Annotated in this window: 22 protein-coding genes and 1 other RNA gene; 8 read left to right on the top strand and 15 right to left on the bottom strand. The window is 32.9% G+C overall.

Annotated features, from left to right (window positions below; all coding sequences use genetic code 11):
* Positions 1 to 77 precede the first annotated feature (77 nt).
* The 11 genes from JOC75_RS00110 to JOC75_RS00060 form a co-directional block, all read right to left on the bottom strand.
* Entirely contained in the window at positions 78 to 2000 is a 1923-nt protein-coding gene (locus JOC75_RS00110; RefSeq protein ID WP_204952111.1) for an ATP-dependent DNA helicase, read from the bottom strand.
* A 242-nt stretch (positions 2001 to 2242) separates the two neighbouring features.
* Positions 2243 to 2437: a hypothetical protein gene (locus tag JOC75_RS00105; RefSeq protein ID WP_204952110.1), complete on the bottom strand. Its 195-nt coding sequence runs from the start codon at positions 2435 to 2437 to the stop codon at positions 2243 to 2245.
* Between the two features lie 158 nt (positions 2438 to 2595).
* Positions 2596 to 2781: a LolA-like protein gene (locus JOC75_RS00100; protein ID WP_204952109.1), complete on the bottom strand. Its 186-nt coding sequence runs from the start codon at positions 2779 to 2781 to the stop codon at positions 2596 to 2598.
* 75 nt (positions 2782 to 2856) lie between these two features.
* A complete protein-coding gene (locus JOC75_RS00095; RefSeq protein WP_204952108.1) occupies positions 2857 to 3996 on the bottom strand; it encodes a THUMP domain-containing class I SAM-dependent RNA methyltransferase in 1140 nt (379 codons plus the stop codon).
* 345 nt (positions 3997 to 4341) lie between these two features.
* An RNA gene (gene rnpB / locus JOC75_RS00090) (RNase P RNA component class B) lies at positions 4342 to 4734 on the bottom strand.
* 66 nt (positions 4735 to 4800) lie between these two features.
* The gene (gene gpsB, locus JOC75_RS00085; RefSeq protein WP_146946097.1) at positions 4801 to 5100 is read right to left on the bottom strand and encodes a cell division regulator GpsB; all 300 of its coding nucleotides are present in this window, start codon (positions 5098 to 5100) and stop codon (positions 4801 to 4803) included.
* Between the two features lie 183 nt (positions 5101 to 5283).
* Entirely contained in the window at positions 5284 to 5844 is a 561-nt protein-coding gene (locus JOC75_RS00080; protein ID WP_204952107.1) for an SLOG family protein, read from the bottom strand.
* Between the two features lie 115 nt (positions 5845 to 5959).
* Entirely contained in the window at positions 5960 to 6238 is a 279-nt protein-coding gene (locus JOC75_RS00075; RefSeq protein ID WP_204952106.1) for a CotD family spore coat protein, read from the bottom strand.
* A gap of 305 nt (positions 6239 to 6543) precedes the next feature.
* Positions 6544 to 7809 carry a ribonuclease H-like domain-containing protein gene (locus JOC75_RS00070; protein ID WP_204952105.1) on the bottom strand — a complete coding sequence of 422 codons (1266 nt, stop codon included), beginning with the start codon at positions 7807 to 7809 and terminating at the stop codon, positions 6544 to 6546.
* Positions 7793 to 10087 (bottom strand): DEAD/DEAH box helicase, encoded by a 2295-nt coding sequence (locus tag JOC75_RS00065; RefSeq protein WP_204952104.1) that lies wholly within the window; start codon positions 10085 to 10087, stop codon positions 7793 to 7795. The genes JOC75_RS00070 and JOC75_RS00065 overlap by 17 nt, the downstream gene beginning before the upstream one ends.
* A gap of 201 nt (positions 10088 to 10288) precedes the next feature.
* Positions 10289 to 10429, bottom strand: coding sequence for a hypothetical protein (locus tag JOC75_RS00060; protein WP_204952103.1), 141 nt, complete (start codon positions 10427 to 10429; stop codon positions 10289 to 10291).
* Positions 10430 to 10487: 58 nt separating this feature from the next.
* Here JOC75_RS00060 and JOC75_RS00055 point away from each other — a divergent pair, with 58 nt between their 5' ends.
* The 4 genes from JOC75_RS00055 (at position 10488) to JOC75_RS24105 (ending at position 12358) form a co-directional block, all read left to right on the top strand.
* Complete coding sequence (locus tag JOC75_RS00055; protein ID WP_204952102.1) at positions 10488 to 10970, top strand: Hsp20/alpha crystallin family protein; 483 nt, start codon at positions 10488 to 10490, stop codon at positions 10968 to 10970.
* A gap of 660 nt (positions 10971 to 11630) precedes the next feature.
* Positions 11631 to 11822 carry a hypothetical protein gene (locus JOC75_RS00050; protein ID WP_204952101.1) on the top strand — a complete coding sequence of 64 codons (192 nt, stop codon included), beginning with the start codon at positions 11631 to 11633 and terminating at the stop codon, positions 11820 to 11822.
* 5 nt (positions 11823 to 11827) lie between these two features.
* Positions 11828 to 12076 (top strand): sigma-G-dependent sporulation-specific acid-soluble spore protein CsgA, encoded by a 249-nt coding sequence (locus JOC75_RS00045; protein WP_204952100.1) that lies wholly within the window; start codon positions 11828 to 11830, stop codon positions 12074 to 12076.
* A 147-nt stretch (positions 12077 to 12223) separates the two neighbouring features.
* Complete coding sequence (locus JOC75_RS24105; RefSeq protein ID WP_275580275.1) at positions 12224 to 12358, top strand: hypothetical protein; 135 nt, start codon at positions 12224 to 12226, stop codon at positions 12356 to 12358.
* Between the two features lie 54 nt (positions 12359 to 12412).
* Here the strand turns inward: JOC75_RS24105 and JOC75_RS00040 are convergent, their stop codons facing one another.
* Complete coding sequence (locus JOC75_RS00040) at positions 12413 to 12739, bottom strand: YppG family protein (protein WP_338036557.1); 327 nt, start codon at positions 12737 to 12739, stop codon at positions 12413 to 12415.
* A gap of 295 nt (positions 12740 to 13034) precedes the next feature.
* On the opposite strand from JOC75_RS00040, the gene JOC75_RS00035 reads away from it, so the two are divergent.
* Positions 13035 to 13199: a hypothetical protein gene (locus JOC75_RS00035; protein WP_204952099.1), complete on the top strand. Its 165-nt coding sequence runs from the start codon at positions 13035 to 13037 to the stop codon at positions 13197 to 13199.
* Positions 13200 to 13298: 99 nt separating this feature from the next.
* Here the strand turns inward: JOC75_RS00035 and JOC75_RS00030 are convergent, their stop codons facing one another.
* The gene (locus tag JOC75_RS00030; RefSeq protein ID WP_204952098.1) at positions 13299 to 13670 is read right to left on the bottom strand and encodes a DUF1798 family protein; all 372 of its coding nucleotides are present in this window, start codon (positions 13668 to 13670) and stop codon (positions 13299 to 13301) included.
* 57 nt (positions 13671 to 13727) lie between these two features.
* Positions 13728 to 13988 (bottom strand): hypothetical protein, encoded by a 261-nt coding sequence (locus tag JOC75_RS00025; protein WP_204952097.1) that lies wholly within the window; start codon positions 13986 to 13988, stop codon positions 13728 to 13730.
* A gap of 174 nt (positions 13989 to 14162) precedes the next feature.
* Between JOC75_RS00025 and JOC75_RS00020 the strand changes: the two genes are divergently transcribed.
* A complete protein-coding gene (locus JOC75_RS00020; protein ID WP_193559341.1) occupies positions 14163 to 14261 on the top strand; it encodes a spore protein in 99 nt (32 codons plus the stop codon).
* Between the two features lie 77 nt (positions 14262 to 14338).
* On the opposite strand, the gene JOC75_RS00015 is transcribed toward JOC75_RS00020, so the two are convergent.
* Positions 14339 to 15319, bottom strand: coding sequence for a DUF2515 family protein (locus JOC75_RS00015; RefSeq protein WP_204952096.1), 981 nt, complete (start codon positions 15317 to 15319; stop codon positions 14339 to 14341).
* 132 nt (positions 15320 to 15451) lie between these two features.
* Between JOC75_RS00015 and recU the strand changes: the two genes are divergently transcribed.
* Positions 15452 to 16042, top strand: coding sequence for a Holliday junction resolvase RecU (recU, locus tag JOC75_RS00010; RefSeq protein WP_338036556.1), 591 nt, complete (start codon positions 15452 to 15454; stop codon positions 16040 to 16042).
* Between the two features lie 204 nt (positions 16043 to 16246).
* Positions 16247 to 18901: a penicillin-binding protein 1A gene (locus tag JOC75_RS00005; protein ID WP_204952094.1), complete on the top strand. Its 2655-nt coding sequence runs from the start codon at positions 16247 to 16249 to the stop codon at positions 18899 to 18901.
* The last annotated feature ends 184 nt before the right edge of the window (positions 18902 to 19085 follow it).

The raw sequence follows: 19085 nt of genomic DNA, 5'->3' as shown, positions 1-19085 counted from the left end.
GCCCTTTGACTCAAAGTATATGAGTATTCATAAAAATAAAACGTTAAAAAAATAGACAAGAAGCAATATGCTCCTGTCTATCTAATAACTGATTTTACTGGTAAAACAGATTGAATTTGTTCGATGTTAGCTTCATCATTTTGTGAAGTGAAAATAGTTATAAATCCACGATCTTCACTTGTTCTAATTAAACGACCAACACCTTGTCGTAAACGCAACAACATGTATGGTAAATCAACATCATGAAACGGATCTTTTTTATCAGATCGTTTCGCTTCAAAGACAGGATCCTCTGGAGGATATGGTAAAGACCAAATAATTACATTAGATAATGAAGAACCTGGTATATCTAAGCCTTCCCATAGATGAACTGCACATAGAACCGAATTTTCATTTTGTTGAAACTCTTTTACCAATGAACTAATTTCTTTGTCACCTTCAAATAGCACAGGAAACTCAATATTTATTGATTCCATTTTTGTTTTAAACCAACTTAATTCAGCCTTTGAATTAAAGAGAACAAGCCCTTTACCTTCAGTCTGAATAAGCTCTTTTATTGTTTTTGTAAATTTAACTGAGCTATCTTCTTCTTTTATGACCTGAAGTTGCATTTGTTCCTCATAGTCAAAAGGTGATTCAACAGATAATGATAGATAATCACCAATTCCTAAACTACTTGCTATGAAATCAAATGATTTATTTTCAGAAAGAGTAGCAGAAGAAAAGATAAACGGTAATTTAGCAGAAAACACTTTTTCTTTAAGAACTTCCTCTACTTTTCTAGGCATAATAACTAATGTATAATCAGAATCTTTTTCCTCGACCCAACTAACAGCACTTTTGCTTTTTGTATATAAGGAGAGAGAAAACTCCATTTGATCTATATACTCTTCTACTATTTTTAATTCATAATCACCAATGGTATATAATTCACCTTCAAAAACAAGTGCTTCACTGATTTCCGCTAACTTACTTTGAAGAACGCTAGCATTTTTCTTTAATTTTTCTTTATTCGTTATTGTTAAACGATCAGATCCTTCAACATGACTTGTATATGCTTGAAGATCGTCAAAAAATTCATCATTAATTGCTAATGCATCCTCAACTAAATACGCAAGCTCTTCACGAATCTCATTTTGCAATAATCTTTCTAAAAAGTTTTGCAATGAACTCTGTTTTACTCGGTATGTTAAAGCTTTTTGAGCAGCAAACTCCAATAGATGCCCTTCATCAAACACAACACTACTATATTCGGGTAGAAGAGGAATTTGACCTTCACGCTTACGAGAGTCAAACGTCCACACATGTTCCATAAAATAATCATGAGAACACACTATGATATCAGTTGCTTTACGATAATGATCACGAGACAATGTTAAACCACAACGATGTCTTTGATTGCAAGTGAAACAGTCTTGAAAGCTATCCCAACCAACACGTTCCCACTCTTCATCTGAAAAATGGCCAAATTCTTTTCGATCTCCATAAGGAGTAAAATGCTGCATTCCTGCTTTTTCATGGACAAAATCAGGTAATGATTCATAGAGATCTAAATATTTTTCTTCACCAGTTTTTTGAATTGTATCATCTAGTTTGTTTAAACATAAATATTGACTATGTGTTTTACTTAATCTTACATCCATATTCAAATCTAGAAATTTAGTTAGTTTGGCGATATCGCCTTCCTGTTTTACTAATTGTTCAATTAATGTTTCATCTGCACATGCAATTATTGCAGGTTTACCAGTATATCTCGCATAAGATAATGCATAAAGCAAATAGACAATGGTTTTACCAGTACCTACTCCAGCTTCTGCAAACATAACCTTCTTTTCTTGATATGCTCTCTCTAATTGAAAAGCCATGAAGATTTGTTCATCTCTTAACTCAAAGCCTTGGTCTGGAAGGATATCATAAAAAACATCTCCAATCCAGTTATTTAAAGCTTGGTAAAAGCTCTCATCCTTTGATATAGCAAAAGGCAAACGTGATGTAACCATAGACGTTACCTCCATATTTTTCATTTTTACCGTAAATTTTAATTATCTTCTTTATAATGAAAAAAGTCAATTTATTTACACTTAATAGATAGAACTCATAACATATTATTTATTTATCTATAGCTTTAAAGATAGTTCTTATTTTCCTTCATTTAATTTTTAAACTAAGCCATTTAGCCTTTACCCTTTGATTCACCAAGGCAAAAAAAAAGAGCCTACTCTTAGTGAGTTACTCTAACTACCTAGTGATTAAACATTGTTTCTATGATTAACTGATGATCAATTGATGTTGCATGAGCCAACGACTCAATCATTGCTTCTTTTGCTTTATCAACCTGCTGTATGGCAGGATCATCAAAGTTAACTTGTGTTTCCAAAGACTTTTTAGTTGAATCTAAAGCTTTTGCAATCATTTCAAATTGGTCATTATAATACATTTTCTTATTTCACACCTTTCACTATGTGTGATAATCATAATATTAAGTATGACCAAATCCTTTAACATATATTCAATCAAGAAATGAATTGTAATTTCAGTTTCTCGCCACTTTTATAGCTAGATATATTCTACACAACAAAAAACGAAGAGTAAAAATCACCCTTCGTTTTCAACCGTCTTATAGCCCATCCCAAGCAATTCATCTGTTAATGTTTCGGGTGTTACTATATAGTAGGTTTTTCCGTCATCATTAGTAATAATAAACTCTGTTGGACTAGCATCAACTTTTGCTGCATCCAGGGAGAAATATTTTGGTCCAAGCTGTTCTGTTATTGATGGCATAAACACACACTCCTTTTTTTCTGATTATATCAACTTTCTTATCCTTATAACAGAAAATACGATCATTAATTCTTCTTAATTTCTAGGAGGACGAACATTTGACCAATATTGGTAAAAGTCTGTTTTAATAAAACCATTAAACAATTTCCGCTTCTTTGTAGCTGGTTTACCATATAACTCTTCAAAGCCTTCGTGAGATGTTAGCATATAAATACTCCATGTATCTAATGAAGAGAAAGCCTGTCCCATTTCTCTATACAATTGTTCTACTTCTCTTTTTTCTCCTAAACGCTCACCATAAGGAGGATTACCAACGATTACACCAAATTCCTTTGTTGTTGTGAAATCCTTTACTTGCATTTGCTTAAATTGAATAAATTCTGAAAGGCCTGCTTCTTCCGCATTTTCTTTTGCGATGTTTACCATACGGTGATCTATATCTGAAGCTTGAATATCCAAAGGTTGATTATATTTAGCTTTATCTTCTACTTCCTGCCTAGCAATATCCCACTTGTCTTTCCCAATCCAATCCCATGCCTCAGATGCAAAATCTCGATTAAAGCCAGGTGCTATATTTTGTCCGATCATAGCTGCCTCAAGTGGAATTGTTCCAGATCCACAAAAAGGATCTACAAATGGACGATCAGGATTCCATCTTGTTAATAGAACAAGTGCTGCTGCAAGTGTTTCCTTAATAGGTGCTCCACCTTGATCCATTCTAAAGCCACGTTTATGTAATCCAGCCCCACTTGCATCGATAGTAATCGTGGCAATGTCCTTTAGGAGAGCTACTTCAATTCGATAAAATGGGCCATTTTCACTTAGCCAGCCTTCAGTTTTATAGTGTGACTTAATTTTTTCAACTACAGCCTTTTTTACTATAGCTTGGCAATCTGGAACACTATGTAATGTAGATTTTACTGATTTACCTATAACAGGAAATTCAGCATTAACAGGTAGATAATCACCCCAGTTTAGTGCCTTTGTTTTCTCAAATAATTCATCAAAGGTTTTTGCCTGAAACTCTCCAACTTTAATTTTTATACGATCAGCTGTTCTAAGCCATAAATTCGAGCGACATATTGCCATTTCATCTGCTTCAAACATAACCTTACCATTTTCAACCTGACAGTCATATCCAAGATCTTTTACCTCTTTACCTACTATTGCCTCTAACCCCATTGCCGATGTTGCAATCAAAGATAATTTTTTCATTATTCACCCTGCCTTACTATTTTTAATTCAAAGGTTTATGTACATATTTACCTCTTTTTATAAGATGTTATTCTTAAGATTGTTGATAATTTTCTATTATTTCCTGGTAGAAACTGTGATGATGCTGAAATTAAAATTAACAAAGTCTACGAAGGTTGCTTATATAAATTATATCCAATAATTTTATATGTATAAAAGAAAACACCACTTTTGATTATGCACAATTTATTATGTTTAATATAACGTTTATTCTAACATCCAAACAAAATTATTTCTAATCCTACAAAAAAAGGACTGATATAATCAGCCCTTTGTTAGTAATTATTTATTAACTAATTAATAACGTTCGATAAGCCATGTTTTGTTCCATCGTACTACAAGCGGCATAGCCTCGTACTCAGGTGGTAATCATCTATCTACAAAAGCTAAAAGCTCTTGTCCTTCTCTTCGTTCAATTCCTCCAAGAAGGTGCCCCTACCATAATTTGGGTTTCTCACTCGTGGGGTTTACCTCGTTCCACTCTTACGATTTCTCGCAAGACTCCGTCACTGTGGCACTTTCAAGGTATTCAAGCCATATCCAATGGACTTAGGCTTTTTCCCTGCCGTCAGCCAAGCAATAAGCTTTAGCTGCCCTAGCTTATGAATTCGCTAGGCACGAACACTACGGGCATCTCAGCACCGTGCGAGCATGGACTTTCCTCTACAATCCTAGAGATTGCAGCGATCACCTGAACGTTATTAACAACAAGACTTAGTATACCTAAAAATCTCTCATAAAACAAGAGGAAGATTTTAGGTTTAATCAATCATACAATTTACTTCCAAATACATGTTTCTCTAAATTAGATAACCTTTTTAAGATATCAAAATTCGTTGTATTTGTTTGAACTGGTGTTTGTTTTTTGTATGTATCATCCAGTTGTTTCTTCAGACGCAAGTTCTCTTGTTGAAGATCTTCAATTTCTTGATGAAATGTTTCATAATCTTTAATAACAAGATCAAGAAATTTATCTACTTCTTCTTGTTTATAGCCTCTAACTCCTGATTTAAATTCTTTTTCTAAAATTTCTTTAGCTGTTAATTTTACTTTATCTGAAAGCATATTATTCACCTCATTTAGCGAAGTCATCAACTTTTATTTTTTCAGAAAAATGACAAAATGTCAATTTTTCTTTTTAGTTGTTTTCGCATACTTTTTTCATTTTCAAACTGTGCAACCCATTTAAATGATATTCTGTGTTATTTTTTTGATAGTAAATTACAGAAAAACAAGTTTTGGTTATGATTACCATAGATCATTATTTTTCATATTTTCCTCTTCTACAACTACCTGTAGATCAGAAAAATTAATTGTTTCTATATAATAGTTGTTAACTTCTTGCTTTTTCCTTGCTACATCCATTAAAAATTTAGGAGAACCTTGTTTTTCATCATCATATACTAGTAATAATCCATCACTTTTATTAATAAGAAATTCGTTTTTTTGACGAAATTGTAAAGGACTTTCATACTCTCTCTTTGTTATACTTTCTACAAAATCAGCTTGAGATACAATAAACTCATAATATTCTTTGTTTATATCATTCCATTTGCTTTCTTGGCTTAGAAAAGGTGTCAAGATTGCCAGCTTTAGATCTGGATATTCGAGTTGCAAATCAAAGACAACTTCTGCAGCCCATAATTCAACACCCATTTGACCACTAATAATAACCCATTCTAATCCATCCTCAATTAAAGAATTTAGAGATTTTTGAATTGCTTTTTTTATATAAGTTACAGCTTGATCATCATTTTTAAATATTCCTAACTCAAATGACTTATATCCTGATACCGTTACTACTTTCAAGTAAACCACCTTACCATTATACGAGCTATATTGATACATTATAACAAAAGAAAATGAGAAATTAAAAAAATAAGAAAGGAGCTGAAATATCAGCTCCTGCTCCCTACAATATAAATTATCCGAAAAATGGGCCAGGGCCAAATCCTGGACGAGGAACTGGTGCTCCTTGACCATAACCTGGAGTCGGACCATACACATTAAAATGTTGATGTGCTACTTCATTTTCTACAGATTGAGTTTGCGGGAAATAGTGTTGGTGCTTAAAGAACTCATTATTTACAGTTGTTGTGTGTTGTGGATGAATGTGTGGTACGATCGTCTCTGAATAGTTATGGTTAACACAGCATTTTGTAGGGTGTATAATTGGTGCCATTACATTAGGTTTGCAATGCATGTTACATTCTCCTTTCAATTCTTTAACTTATCTTACACTCATAGCCTATGATGAAAGGTACATACATGTACTAATGCAAAAACCTAATTTTTATAAAAAAGCATAAAAACTTTCCTTGAAGTTTGTAAAAATAAAGATTGTTAAAACAATAACAATGAAAAACAAGTATAAAATACCTTTGTACACAAATACCTTCTCCTTCTTTAACGTCTTACAATCATTTATTTTACATGGTTCAACAAAAAGCTACAATTACTATTTAATAAATTCATACAATCTTAAGATTTATACAATTATTGGCGAAATCACTCACTTCCTGCGCTTGCCCGGGGAATATTTTTAGCATATTTTATTTTTAACCTGTTTAGCCTTTTAGTAATTTCAGTATCATTGGTCTTTTTAGAGTCACTACATTCATTTATTAGTTTATAAACCATTTCAGAATATAAAATCGCTTTTTTATAATTCTTCACTTTATGTTCATAATATTTTGCTAACTCAATTGCAGCTTTTTCTTGTGTTCCAGATCTATTCATATGAATGATTTCTTCCCATACCTTAACCGCAACATCCCAATTTTGCTGTCTCTTATGATGCATTGATAAAGCGAGTAAAGCTTGATCTTCCTTATTTGTTTTCTTATTCAAAAGACTTTCATAAGCAGAGATAGCTGATTTGTTATCTCCTACATAATCTAGCCACCTCGCAATCTCATAATGCTCTTCACCGCTAGCTTTTTGATCTGTTTCTAAGATTATTAAAGATAAATGGATATAAAGTGTAATTAGTGATAATACATCAATCTCATTATGCTTTAAAACTCCTGATATGATTTCAGGCTGGTGCTGCTTTACAAATTGAAAATAAATCATAGGAGCTAAATATCCTGGAACATCATTTTCACGTTTAATGCCTAATATATCTGTTTCAACCTTTGATAAACGAACTGATTCTAATTCATTTTTCCAGAGTCTCCTAGCTGCATGAAATAAATCAAAATGCCCAAATGCAGGTAAACTCGGAACAGAGTTTCGTATTAACGTATGACGTGTTTTTACCTGGGGCCAATCAAATGCTTTTCCATTATAAGTGACTAGAGTTTTACTATTAATATCTTTTAAGAAACAGTTATAAAGTGCTATTTCATTTCCAGGCTGTGGTAATAAATACTGCCTGATCACAACACGATCATGAAACACTTGTGCTTGACCAAGTAAAAAGATTGTATTACCTACTCCCCCACCTAACCCTGTAGTTTCAGTATCAAAGAAAAAAAGTTCACTAGACTTGTGACCTTTTGATGATAATGGATGAACAGAATCACTTTCATTCCAAAGTCCGACAATCTCATGAAAATCTCCGAGCTTATAATGTCCGTGCTTAAAATTAAGAGGATAGATAACTTCTCTTATAAAACATGTTTGTCCTTCAAAATGACAAATCTCAATGTTATGTTCCTTCCATTTAAGATCATTCTGGCTAGAAGTACCTTTATTTTGTTGCTCTATCGGTAAATCATTCTCTCTAACAATGTTTTGCTTTAACCTATTTAATTTATTTTTCAACGACATTTTTTGTTCCATCCTTTATATTGCTAAGTAGAAAATGGGTATCATTTTTTGCTGATTTAGAAACAATATCAGCTCCAATGCATGAAGGACAGCCTTCTGTACAAGGACAAAACTCTATTAACTGTAAAGCTTCATTAATTACATCATTAATTGTTTCATATATTCTTTTTGACAACCCTACTCCACCTGGATATCTATCGTATAAAAATATAGTTGGTTTCCCATTATGAACTGCTTTAATTTGCGCAATAACATGTAAATCAGATGGATCACACATTACCTTTAATGGTGCTACATGCTGTAAAACATGAGCAGCACCAATTATGGATTCCTCTACTCTTTTTAATGAAAGTCTTTCTACTACATTCTCATTAATACTAATCCATGCTGAGTTTGTATGAAGCTCTTCCTCAGGTAAATGAATAGGCCCTGAGCCGATATTTTCATGTGTATCAAATTTGATTTTCTTAAAAATCGTTGCCATTGCTTGTACAGTAACATCTCCGTATCCAAACATAGCATTATGATCCTTTTTAATCATATCTTCCTCAAGCACTTTGAGCTGAACGGCCAAATTCGCATCAGTAAAATAATCCACATCTACTTCTCGAACAAACGCTTTTTTCTCTTCCCAATCAAGCTTTTCTACTTGATATTGTACTCCTTGATGTAAATATACCGCCTCATCATGAAGTAAAGTCATGGCACTAAAACGATCCATTTCCCCTATCACTTTTACATTTGCTATGTCAGATTGATCAATGATCACGACATTTTCTTGTGATGCCGAACGAAGGCTAATATTATGAGCAGGGAAAGAATCGTTCATCCAATGATATGTTTCATTATTAAAATACAACACTCTCTCTTCAGCTAAAAACTGAAGGATATCTTCCAATTCTAACCCGTCAAAAGTATCACCTACTTTAAAAGGAAGTTCAAATGCAGCACATTTCAAGTGATCAACCAAAACTACTAGATTATCAGGATTGATAATGGCTGTTTCGGGATTTTGTTCAAAGAAATAACGGGGATTTTGAATAATGTATTGATCTAGTGGACTTGAGCTTGCTACCATTAAAATCACAGCTTCTCCTTGCCTTCTCCCGGCCCGACCAGCCTGCTGCCAAGCACTAGCGATTGTTCCAGGATAACCTGTCATTATACACACCTGTAGACTTCCAATATCAACACCAAGTTCAAGAGCATTCGTGCTAACGACTCCTAAAACCTCACCATTACGCAAGCCTTTTTCAATTTCTCTTCTTTGCTTTGGTAAATAGCCACCTCTATATCCTTGAATTGATTTCTTCACCAACTCATTTTTCACCAAGTCATGTAAATAGGTCAAAATAATCTCTACTCTAACTCGGCTTCTAGCAAATACGATTGTCTGAATTTTATTTTTTAAAAACTTACCTGCTAGTTTTCTAACCTCTAATGTCGCACTTCTTCTAATATTCAATGGTTTATTAACAATAGGAGGATTATAAAATATAAAATGCTTTTTGCTTGCTGGTGCACCATTTTCATTGATTAATTTAACCTGTCTTCCAGTTAAGGTTTCGGCGAGTTCCTTAGGGTTTGCAATTGTGGCAGAAGTACAAATGAATTGTGGATTACTTCCATAGAACTCACAAATTCGTTTAAGTCTTCTTATTACATTAGAAACATGACTTCCAAAGATTCCTCTGTATATATGGAGTTCATCAATCACTATATATTTTAAGTTCTCAAACAATGAAACCCATTTTGTATGATGAGGTAGGATAGCTGAATGTAGCATATCAGGATTTGTTATAACAATATGACCCGCTTTTCTTACCTTTTGACGGATGGCAGGTGATGTGTCACCGTCATAGGTGTAAGAGTTTATGGCAACTCCCATTTCAGAAATTATTTCATTCAACTCTGATTTCTGATCTTGTGCTAATGCTTTTGTAGGAAAAAGGTATAATGCACGACTCGTTTCATCTTGTAAGATCTTTTGTAAAACCGGTAAGTTATAACATAATGTTTTGCCAGAAGCTGTAGGAGTAACTGCAACAAAATCAGAACCTGAATTTGCATATGAAAATGCTTCATTTTGATGTGAGTATAACTTCGATATTCCCCTATTTTCTAGTGCATTTTTCAATCTAGTATCTAATTCTTTAGGCATTTCAACAGAATTCGCCTCTTTTGCTGGTATGGTATGCCAATGTACAATCTGATCGGTAAACTCCTTATCTTCCTTCAAAGATTGTAAAAGACTTGTTAATGTTTTTCTAAATTCCATGCTTTCACCTCATTATATAAGGAACATTTCTGGAAATATCTTGCGAAAAAAGTGTTTTCAACATAAATAAATTTTTTTATGTGATGTTAAACATTTGCTGATTAGATATATGTCTTCTCTATTTTACCGAATAAACGTTCGTAAATAAAGTATTTTAATGTTTGGGAATTGGATTAAACAATATTCCTTTAATTATTGTAATTAAACGACTGGTGATGGTAACAATCTTTTTGTCACTAAAGGAATTCGATTTATGAAGCAAGCTGGCTTTAAATTCATTTTTAAGCTGTTGATTGAATTGTTAACAATAATGTTTGTGAAATAACCATCAACAATAACCATTTTTTAACTTCTTCATATAATAATTTGACTTTTATCACTATTATAAGGAGGAGAAAAAATGAAGGAGAAAGACGAACTAATAAATAAAAATGAGGAACAAAAAATAGAGAGCTTAGACTTTTTTAAAATTGTTGACCAATTTTTTCGCTCAGAGCCTTTAAAACAATTTATGAGTGAATTTGATTCTATAATGCAACAATCTTTGCCATTAAACTCGATAGCAGTTAACACTTTTGAAACAGATAAAACATGTGTAATCGAATTGCAAATCCCACCAGTTAAGAAAGAGCAAATAAATTTAGAGCTATATGACCAATACCTAACGATTCAAATTACAAACCGTGAGGAAATTAAGGAATATAATGAAAATTCCTCAACATTCCGAAATTATACTTCGTTAGATAGCTTATCAAAAACGATTCTATTACCTTATCCTGTTAAAGAACATGAAATTAAAACAACATATAAAAAAGGATCTCTTCTTGTTACTATACCTAAAAAATCAAAAACGATTTTAATACAAGATGACTCTCAATCATAATTTCCGCTCCGATAACATAAGAGCAACACATAAAACGAGGTTAGGACATAATTAAAGAAATCATACAAAAAGACTAATGAATCTAAATGCTGTTAAGCTGAAAGAAACAAGTTCGTTCGATTGCGCTGCAGACACTCCATTCGCCGAGTATGAAACTGAGTCTCCTGAGCTACGCCTCCGGGGTCTCAGCTCTTCTTCTAGTCCCTTAGGTGCCAATGTCTCGTAGTGTCTTCCGCTTTATTCCACTAGAAATCGTATACAAAAATCAAAAGCATATAAAAACCCGAACTATTAGGGGAATGATTAATTGAAATATCACCTAATAATTCGGATTTATCATTAGCTCAAATACATATATCCTAGCCTCTTTGTTAACTATTTTTATGTGACTTACTACCGTACTTTGGATTTTCTTCTGGCGTTGGATCTTTAGCTAGATCTTTAGCAGAGTTTGTACTGTCACTTTTTTTTATATCATGTTTTTTTCGCACAGTTATTCCCCCCTTCTTTCTTCTATCTTTACATAAAAAATTTATATTTAATCTGTAATTGACCATGTAATTAATCTCTATTTACACAAATTAATGAAATAAAAAAACCATAAATTGTTCTGCAAGAAATAACACCCTATTCAAACACTAAGAAATGGAGGTGCTTACAATGAAAAGTAACAACCAAAACGACAAGCTACCAGATTTTAAGGAACTTAACGATCGACTAATTGCAGATCCATCACCATCGCCTGGTCTTGTAATTAAAACAAATCTTGATAAAGATGATGTCACAGAAGACAACCCTTACATTAGCAATAATGATGCTTCAAGCGATTTAAAAAATTTTTTTAAGGAATGATGAATATGGATTTCACTTTAAGATACTTAAAAGAAGCTTTGTCGAATTATGATAGAAGTTCTGTTTGTCATCGAGTTGTGGAAAAATTGGAGAAAAAATCATTCTCAAATGAACGTGAATTTGTTTTTGCTTTAGAAGATGATGAGGTTCAGTTCTTAAATAATGTATTACCAGATGAAATAAAATACGCATTTAATGAGCAGGACTTTATTAGAGGTAATCAATTAAATGAAGTCTACGAGTTGTTAATATAATTTATTATTTGTACTCAAGTCAAATCTCTTTTATAACCAGAAAAAAATTCCTAACTAAGCGAGTTGGCAGCACATAAATGAAGTAAGAGAGCGTGGCATAAATAAACACTTTTTTCCTAAGGAGTAGAAAAGAAAGAAGGTACTGTTATGGAAACTATGAACACTAAGAAATATTCGAACACAGATATTGAGGAAGTTAAACGATTAAATGCAAATTCTGGATTATCTTATAATGAGGTTAAGCAACAACTTGCAAAAGAGTTTTTACGAAAGAAAACTTGATTAAAATCAAAGGGGGAGTTTTTTCTCCCCTTTTTATTGTAGCTAAACAAAAACTTAAGGTTTAAATATTGAGGTTACTCCTTTAAATAATCCTCCCATTTGGTTAACAGCATTCATCATTTGACCAGCAGTATCCATCATCTTATTAAAATCAAATTGACCGTCATTTTTTTTGAATTGTGAAAGAACATTTTGAAATCCTGATGATGGCTGTTGTTTTAAATATGGCATTGGCTTTGGATATGGTGTTGGAAAATGAGGATTCATATTATGATATCCATTATAATTACCGGTAAATTGTTGTTGCTGATTTTGTTGATATGGCTGCTGATACGGCTGCTGGTATGAGTATGGCATTTGGTGAGTATTATAACCGTTCATATTAGGTGTTGAATTGAAAGGCAATGGTTGTTGTTCAACATCATTATAATTTGGATATCCTTGATAATAATCTTCCCTTCTTCTTTGTGATCTTTTCACAAAATAAGGATAGTGTTGATTCAAACTTATTCCTCCTCTTAGCGTTGAACCTTCTTTTTTATATATTATGATGTATCCGCCCACTAGGTGAAGGAAATTCCCTATAACTTTTTTATTTGTAAAAATTTAAATTACATGATTGCTCTTTAGATTGCTCATATTAGGAGAGTATCTATAAAAAGGAGGTTATTTGCTTATGGCACGAGGAAAACATTTTAATCATAAAGAAAAAGGTCATGCACCTACTATCTCTGAACAAGATCAACCTGTACAAGGAAAAGAAACAGAACATCTTGGATACGCAATCGAACCCGTTGCTTCTGAGGGTGATCGTCCTGTTACGATTAAAGTTGAGGAGTAAATAAAGTCTAATTCAAAGAAGCTCTGTTTTCAATGAGAAAACAGAGCCTTTCAATCCATACTTTAAACATAGCCAAAAATAAAAGACTAACTATTATAGCTAGTCATTGTGTTGTGAGCATTCTATTTCACTAAGTATGCTACTCAATACATATTCAACTGAATTATAAAGATTATGAAATCTTTGTTTGTTTATATCTTTATAAAAAGATTGCAATACAATTTGTTCAATGTTATCAATTGTTGAATCAATTTGCGCCGAATGAATATATTTAGGTTTATTCATTTTTACCCATGCTTCAGCTAAAGGTTTCCACGTTTGCACTTTATCCAAGGCTAATTCAAACATCGGTTTTACATCTTGATAAAACAACTCTTCCGTTTTTTCTGGTTTTTGATTAATAGATTCAAACCGTTTTTTACAATCGTCTAGAATTAGGAAAAGCTCTCTAGATGACATGATCAGGTTCATATTACTCACCTCTTCCCTAATCATATCAAATTCCTTATCTACACGCACATATAGAGTTTAGGCATTTGTTGCCATTAACGAAAAGCTAGAAGATCGTATATTATTTCGATCATTCTTTTTATGTGATTGTTCTGTTTGGAGGCATAACATTATATCTGTTACATGGTGATCTATTTGCTTCATGTCATCAATAAGCTTAGATTCTATATCATTATCTTTAGAGAGTTTTGCATTTAGACTATCCTCAAGCTTCATCAATTCTTTTTCCAATTCTGCTAATTTCACTTCAATTTCATTTCTAGATATAATTGTATTCATAAATCTCCCTCCCCTTGTTGCTAGTATTCGTCAACTATTCTTCACAACCTTCTTGATTGACAAAACTAGTTTCTTTTCGTCAAAGAAAGTGAATTAACTCAATGTTCGACATCTAAAATCGACTGCATGGAATTTCGTATGATAGGTCAAAATAAGATTTAGGAGGTGCTTAAAATGGCAAAAAAACCAAACGATAAACAACAAACATCTGAGGATAAAGCTCGTCTTCCAGGAGATAAAAAATTAGATGGACCAAACCGTCCATCTACTTAAGAAGAAATTGGATTAACTGGTTCTAGTATTACTACATGAAAAGGAAGCAAGGATAATTTTTTATCCTTGCTTTTTTTCTACCCATTACGGTTATATTCTTTTAGAATCGTTAATAAATGCAGTTGATCTTGCTTATGATTAAACCAATCTGTTAATTCATATTTATTAGGGATCGCAATGTCCTTAAACCATTTATTAGTATTTTGATGTTGAAACCAATCTTTTTTATTTTCGTCTAAAGAATGTGAAACCATTGGATATGCTGTACGTAATAAAGGTGTTTTCCTTTTTCTATTTCCAGACATAAAAATTTCATAATCATATCTAGTACCAGTATGTACAACTGTTTTCGCAAAATTGACAAATTCATCATACAGACCTGAATGAAACAAAAGCCATGAAAGGCGTTTTCCTAATTCAATACGTTTTGTTAATTGAGTAAATTGATTCACTGAAAAACCAAATAATTTGCCATTTAAAGTTGGAAACACAACTGTACTGAAATGAAGTAAATCCTGTAAACGAAAATCCAATGATTTAAATACATGTTTTTTATAAAGCTTATGTTCTATTACTGGTTTATGTATAACATTTTGTTCATTTATAATTAATGCGTTCACCAAACGGTCTTTTCTACCTTTTTTCCAAAATAGCTCCCATTCCTTTATCATAAAAATGGATACATTAAAGTGGTTTAATAAATAGAATAAAGGTTTATTTAATATTTTTGAGAACTCATAAACTAATAATTGAGGAAATGCATCCTGAAAAATCATCCAGTTAGCTCGTTCATATGTCATAAACAGCAAGCTCCTCATTTGTTCATTGAGAGCTTTTCGAAACCAAATGCCTTTTAAATCAGTCATACTCCAACCGGCGTTTCGAGATACCATACCGGCTAATAATGCCCATTGTATTTCTTCTAAACGAAAGTAATAATTTTCATAAGCTTTAGTTCTTGAGATATTGTCATAATTCATATTTCTTGTCTTATTTTCTATATATGTAATAATCTCTTTGTCTGTATATAAGCTCTTATTATCAAAAATATTAATCATCATTCCACCTCTATTAATATGGTTACCTAAGGACGTGGAATGTACACATTAACAAAATTGAAACTTTTATATCATTACTTTTCGTTTATTTTTGGTATGATAAGTGTAGTTTTAAAAAGGAGGTCCAGTATGATCTTTCGTTATCCTAACGGAAAGGCTTATGAGCCCAAAGAACAAGCACGAAAAAAACAACAGCCTTCTTTTACATATAGTAACCGTGGTATGTCACTTGAAGAGGACTTAAATGAAACAAATAAATACTACCTAGAGCATCAGCTTGCTGTTATCCATAAAAAGCCTACTCCTGTCCAAATTGTTAACGTTGATTACCCAAGACGAAGTGCTGCAGTCATAAAAGAAGCTTATTTTAAACAAAGCTCTACAACAGATTATAATGGTATATACCGAGCAAAATATATTGATTTTGAAGCAAAAGAGACAAAAAATAAGACCTCATTTCCTTTGCAAAATTTCCATGCTCATCAAATTGAGCATATGCAAAATGTAGTAAAGCAAGGCGGGGTATGCTTTGTCATTTTATCTGCGTTTAACGAGTTTTATTATGTAAAAGCTGAAGATCTTTTTATTTTTTGGCAACGTCAGCAAAATGGCGGTAGAAAATCAATAACAATTGAAGAAATAAATAAAGTAGGGTATAAAATTCCTATCGGATATCAAGCAAGGATTGACTATCTGAAGATTATCGATAAACTATACTTTTAAGATGCTTTAAATGAATCTGTAATTCTGATTAAAAAGTATACTTACCTTGTTGGTGAATTCCTCTCCTTTTGTTTGAAAAGAAAGAGATAGTAAGATTTAATACGTCTAATTGAAATATCTAAGTTTTTGTAGGTTTTAACAGGTTGAGAGGAATATATTAATTTCCTCGTATATATAACCTATTATGAAAGGTAGATGATGTACATGGCTGAACAATATAAAAGTCGTGAAGAACGTAAAAAACGACAAGCAAATCAAACTTCAAAGAAAAATAAGAAAAAACAAAATAAATCAGGTCTTTGGAAAAAAATATTATTAAGTATCCTTGCATTAGGAATTTTCGGAATGCTTGTTGGAGGTATCGCTTTTGCAGTAATTGTCTCTGATGCGCCACCACTTGATGAAAAGAAACTAAAAGATTCGTTTTCATCAAAGCTTTATGATATGAATGGTAAAGAAATTAGTGAATTTGGACAAGTAAAACGAACCTATGTCCCTTATGACGAGATTCCAAAAGTGCTAGAAAATGCCGTTTTAGCAACTGAGGACGCGAGGTTTTATGAGCATAACGGTGTTGACTTTATCCGAATTGGAGGAGCATTTGTAGCCAATGTTCAAGAAGGATTTGGTGCTGAGGGTGGTAGTACTATTACACAGCAGGTAATAAAAAATTCCCTTTTAACCAGAGATAAGACAGTTACTCGTAAGGTTCAAGAATTATGGTTAGCTTTCCAATTAGAGCAAAAATACTCTAAACAGGAAATTCTAGAAATGTATTTAAATAAAATTTACTTCCCTGGCAATATATATGGAATTTCTCAAGCTGCCAAGTCATTTTATGATAAAGACTTAGAAGAGCTAGAGCTACACGAAGCAGCTATGATTGCGGGGATACCACAGAGTCCTAATAACTATAACCCTAGAACTCATCCAGAAAATGCCGAGAAACGCAGAAATATTGTTTTAACCTTAATGGCAAAGCATGGATTTATTACTGAAGCAGAAGCTACAGAAGCAAAAAGTATTCCAGTAAATTCTACTGTTGTAGAAGCTACTGAAAAAGCAAACCCGTACCATGCTTTTGTTGAAGAAGTCATAGAAGAAGTAAAGGAAAAAACAGATATTGATGCTGGTACTGCCGGATTAGAAATTTATACTACATTAGATCCTGATGCACAAGATACAGTTGAAAATGTGTTAAATGGTGATGTTATGAATTTCCCTGATGATGACTTACAGGCAGGTATTTCTTTAATTGATACTCAAACAGGTGAAATTCGAGCTATTGGTGGTGGACGTAACCAGCCTGTCGGTGGATATAATTATGCAACAGATACAAGAAGACAGCCAGGTTCAACAATTAAGCCTGTTTTAGATTATGGTCCAGCAATTGAGCATTTAAAATGGTCTACTTATCATCAGCTAGTTGATGAGCCCTATACTTATAGTGATGGAAAAACACCTATAAATAACTGGGATCTTAGCTACAAAGGACAGATGTCCATACGCCAAGCTTTAGCAGACTCTAGAAATATACCAGCACTAAAAGCAATGCAAGAGGTAGGTCTTGATAAAGCAAAAGAATTTGCAGAAGGCTTAGGTATCCCTTTAGATAATATTTACGAATCTTATTCAATTGGTGGATTTGATGAAGGTGTCTCCCCGCTTCAAATGGCTGGTGCATTTAGTGCGTTCGGAAATAACGGAATGTACATTGAACCACATGCTGTTAAGAAGATTGTTTTAAGTGACGGTACTGAAATAAGTCTAGAGCCTGAACCAAAAGCAGCAATGAGTGATTATACTGCGTTTATGATCACAGATATGATGAAATCAGTAATCTCGTATGGTACTGGTCAATCGGTACAAATACCTGGTATTAATATTGCAGGTAAAACAGGTACAACTAATTTTTCAGATGAAGATAAAGCAAAATACAATATCCCTTCTGGAGCAGCAAAAGATGCATGGTTTGTAGGATATAACCCTAACTACACAGCTGCTGTTTGGACTGGATATAATGTATCAAAAGACAGTGAAAAGGTATATCTAGACTCTTCAGATCAGAAACTTGCAAGAGCGATGTTTAAAGAAATCTTTTCACAAGTTGCTGCTGGAGATTCTTCCGACTTTGAGCAACCTAATAGCGTTGTAAAGAAAGCAATAGAAAAAGGCTCAAAGGATGCTGTATTAGCTAGTGAATATACTCCGGCTAATCGAATTACGTATGAGTATTTTGTTAAAGGATCTGAACCGACAAAAGTATCTAAAAAGTATGAAACTCTTGATAAACCATCAAACTTAAACATCAACTATGATCAAGTTACAAATTCTATAAGCATCAATTGGAATTATGATGAGAGTAAATTAGCAGATGTTACGTTTGAAGTAAGTCAATCAATTGATGAAGGTCCATATCAAGTGGTTAATAAATCAAAGGATATGAGTTATGAAATAGCAGATGTTATTCCTGGAGCTATATATGCTTTTAAAGTTGTTGCAGTTAGTGACAGTGACAATGAAAACCGTAGTAATGAGGCTGCCACAAAGGTTCAAGTACCTGAACCAGAGGTAGATGTACCAGAGCTTCCGATTGAGGGAGATGAAGAAACAGCAGACCAAGAAAATGAAAATGGTAATGGTAATGGTAATGGTAATGGTAATGGCAACGGTAATGGTAACGGTAATGGCAACGGTAATGGCCAAAATGAAGATGAGGTTGATGATGGCAGTGACACCGAAGGCGAAACAGAAGGTGAAGAAGAGCAAACCCCACCTGATGTAGAAGCCACCACTCCCCCAACTGAAAACAGTGGGAGAAAGAATAATAACAATTCAAACGATAATACAACAGAATAATAACAAAAAAAAGAACCGTGGAATAATCCACGGTTCCAGACTGTAGACAAACTAGCGAAAATCTAGTTTGTTTACAGTCTTTTTTCATATAAAATAATAGTAATAATAATTCTGAGGTGATTTTTGATGCTTACGAAACATAACTCTACTCAACGTGATCAAATTGAAATGGTGGCTTTAGATC

The organism is Metabacillus crassostreae, from assembly GCF_016908395.1.
Taxonomy (GTDB): domain Bacteria; phylum Bacillota; class Bacilli; order Bacillales; family Bacillaceae; genus Metabacillus; species Metabacillus crassostreae.
Note: the sequence above shows the minus strand (reverse complement) of the source record. Positions and strands in the feature narration are given on the sequence as shown.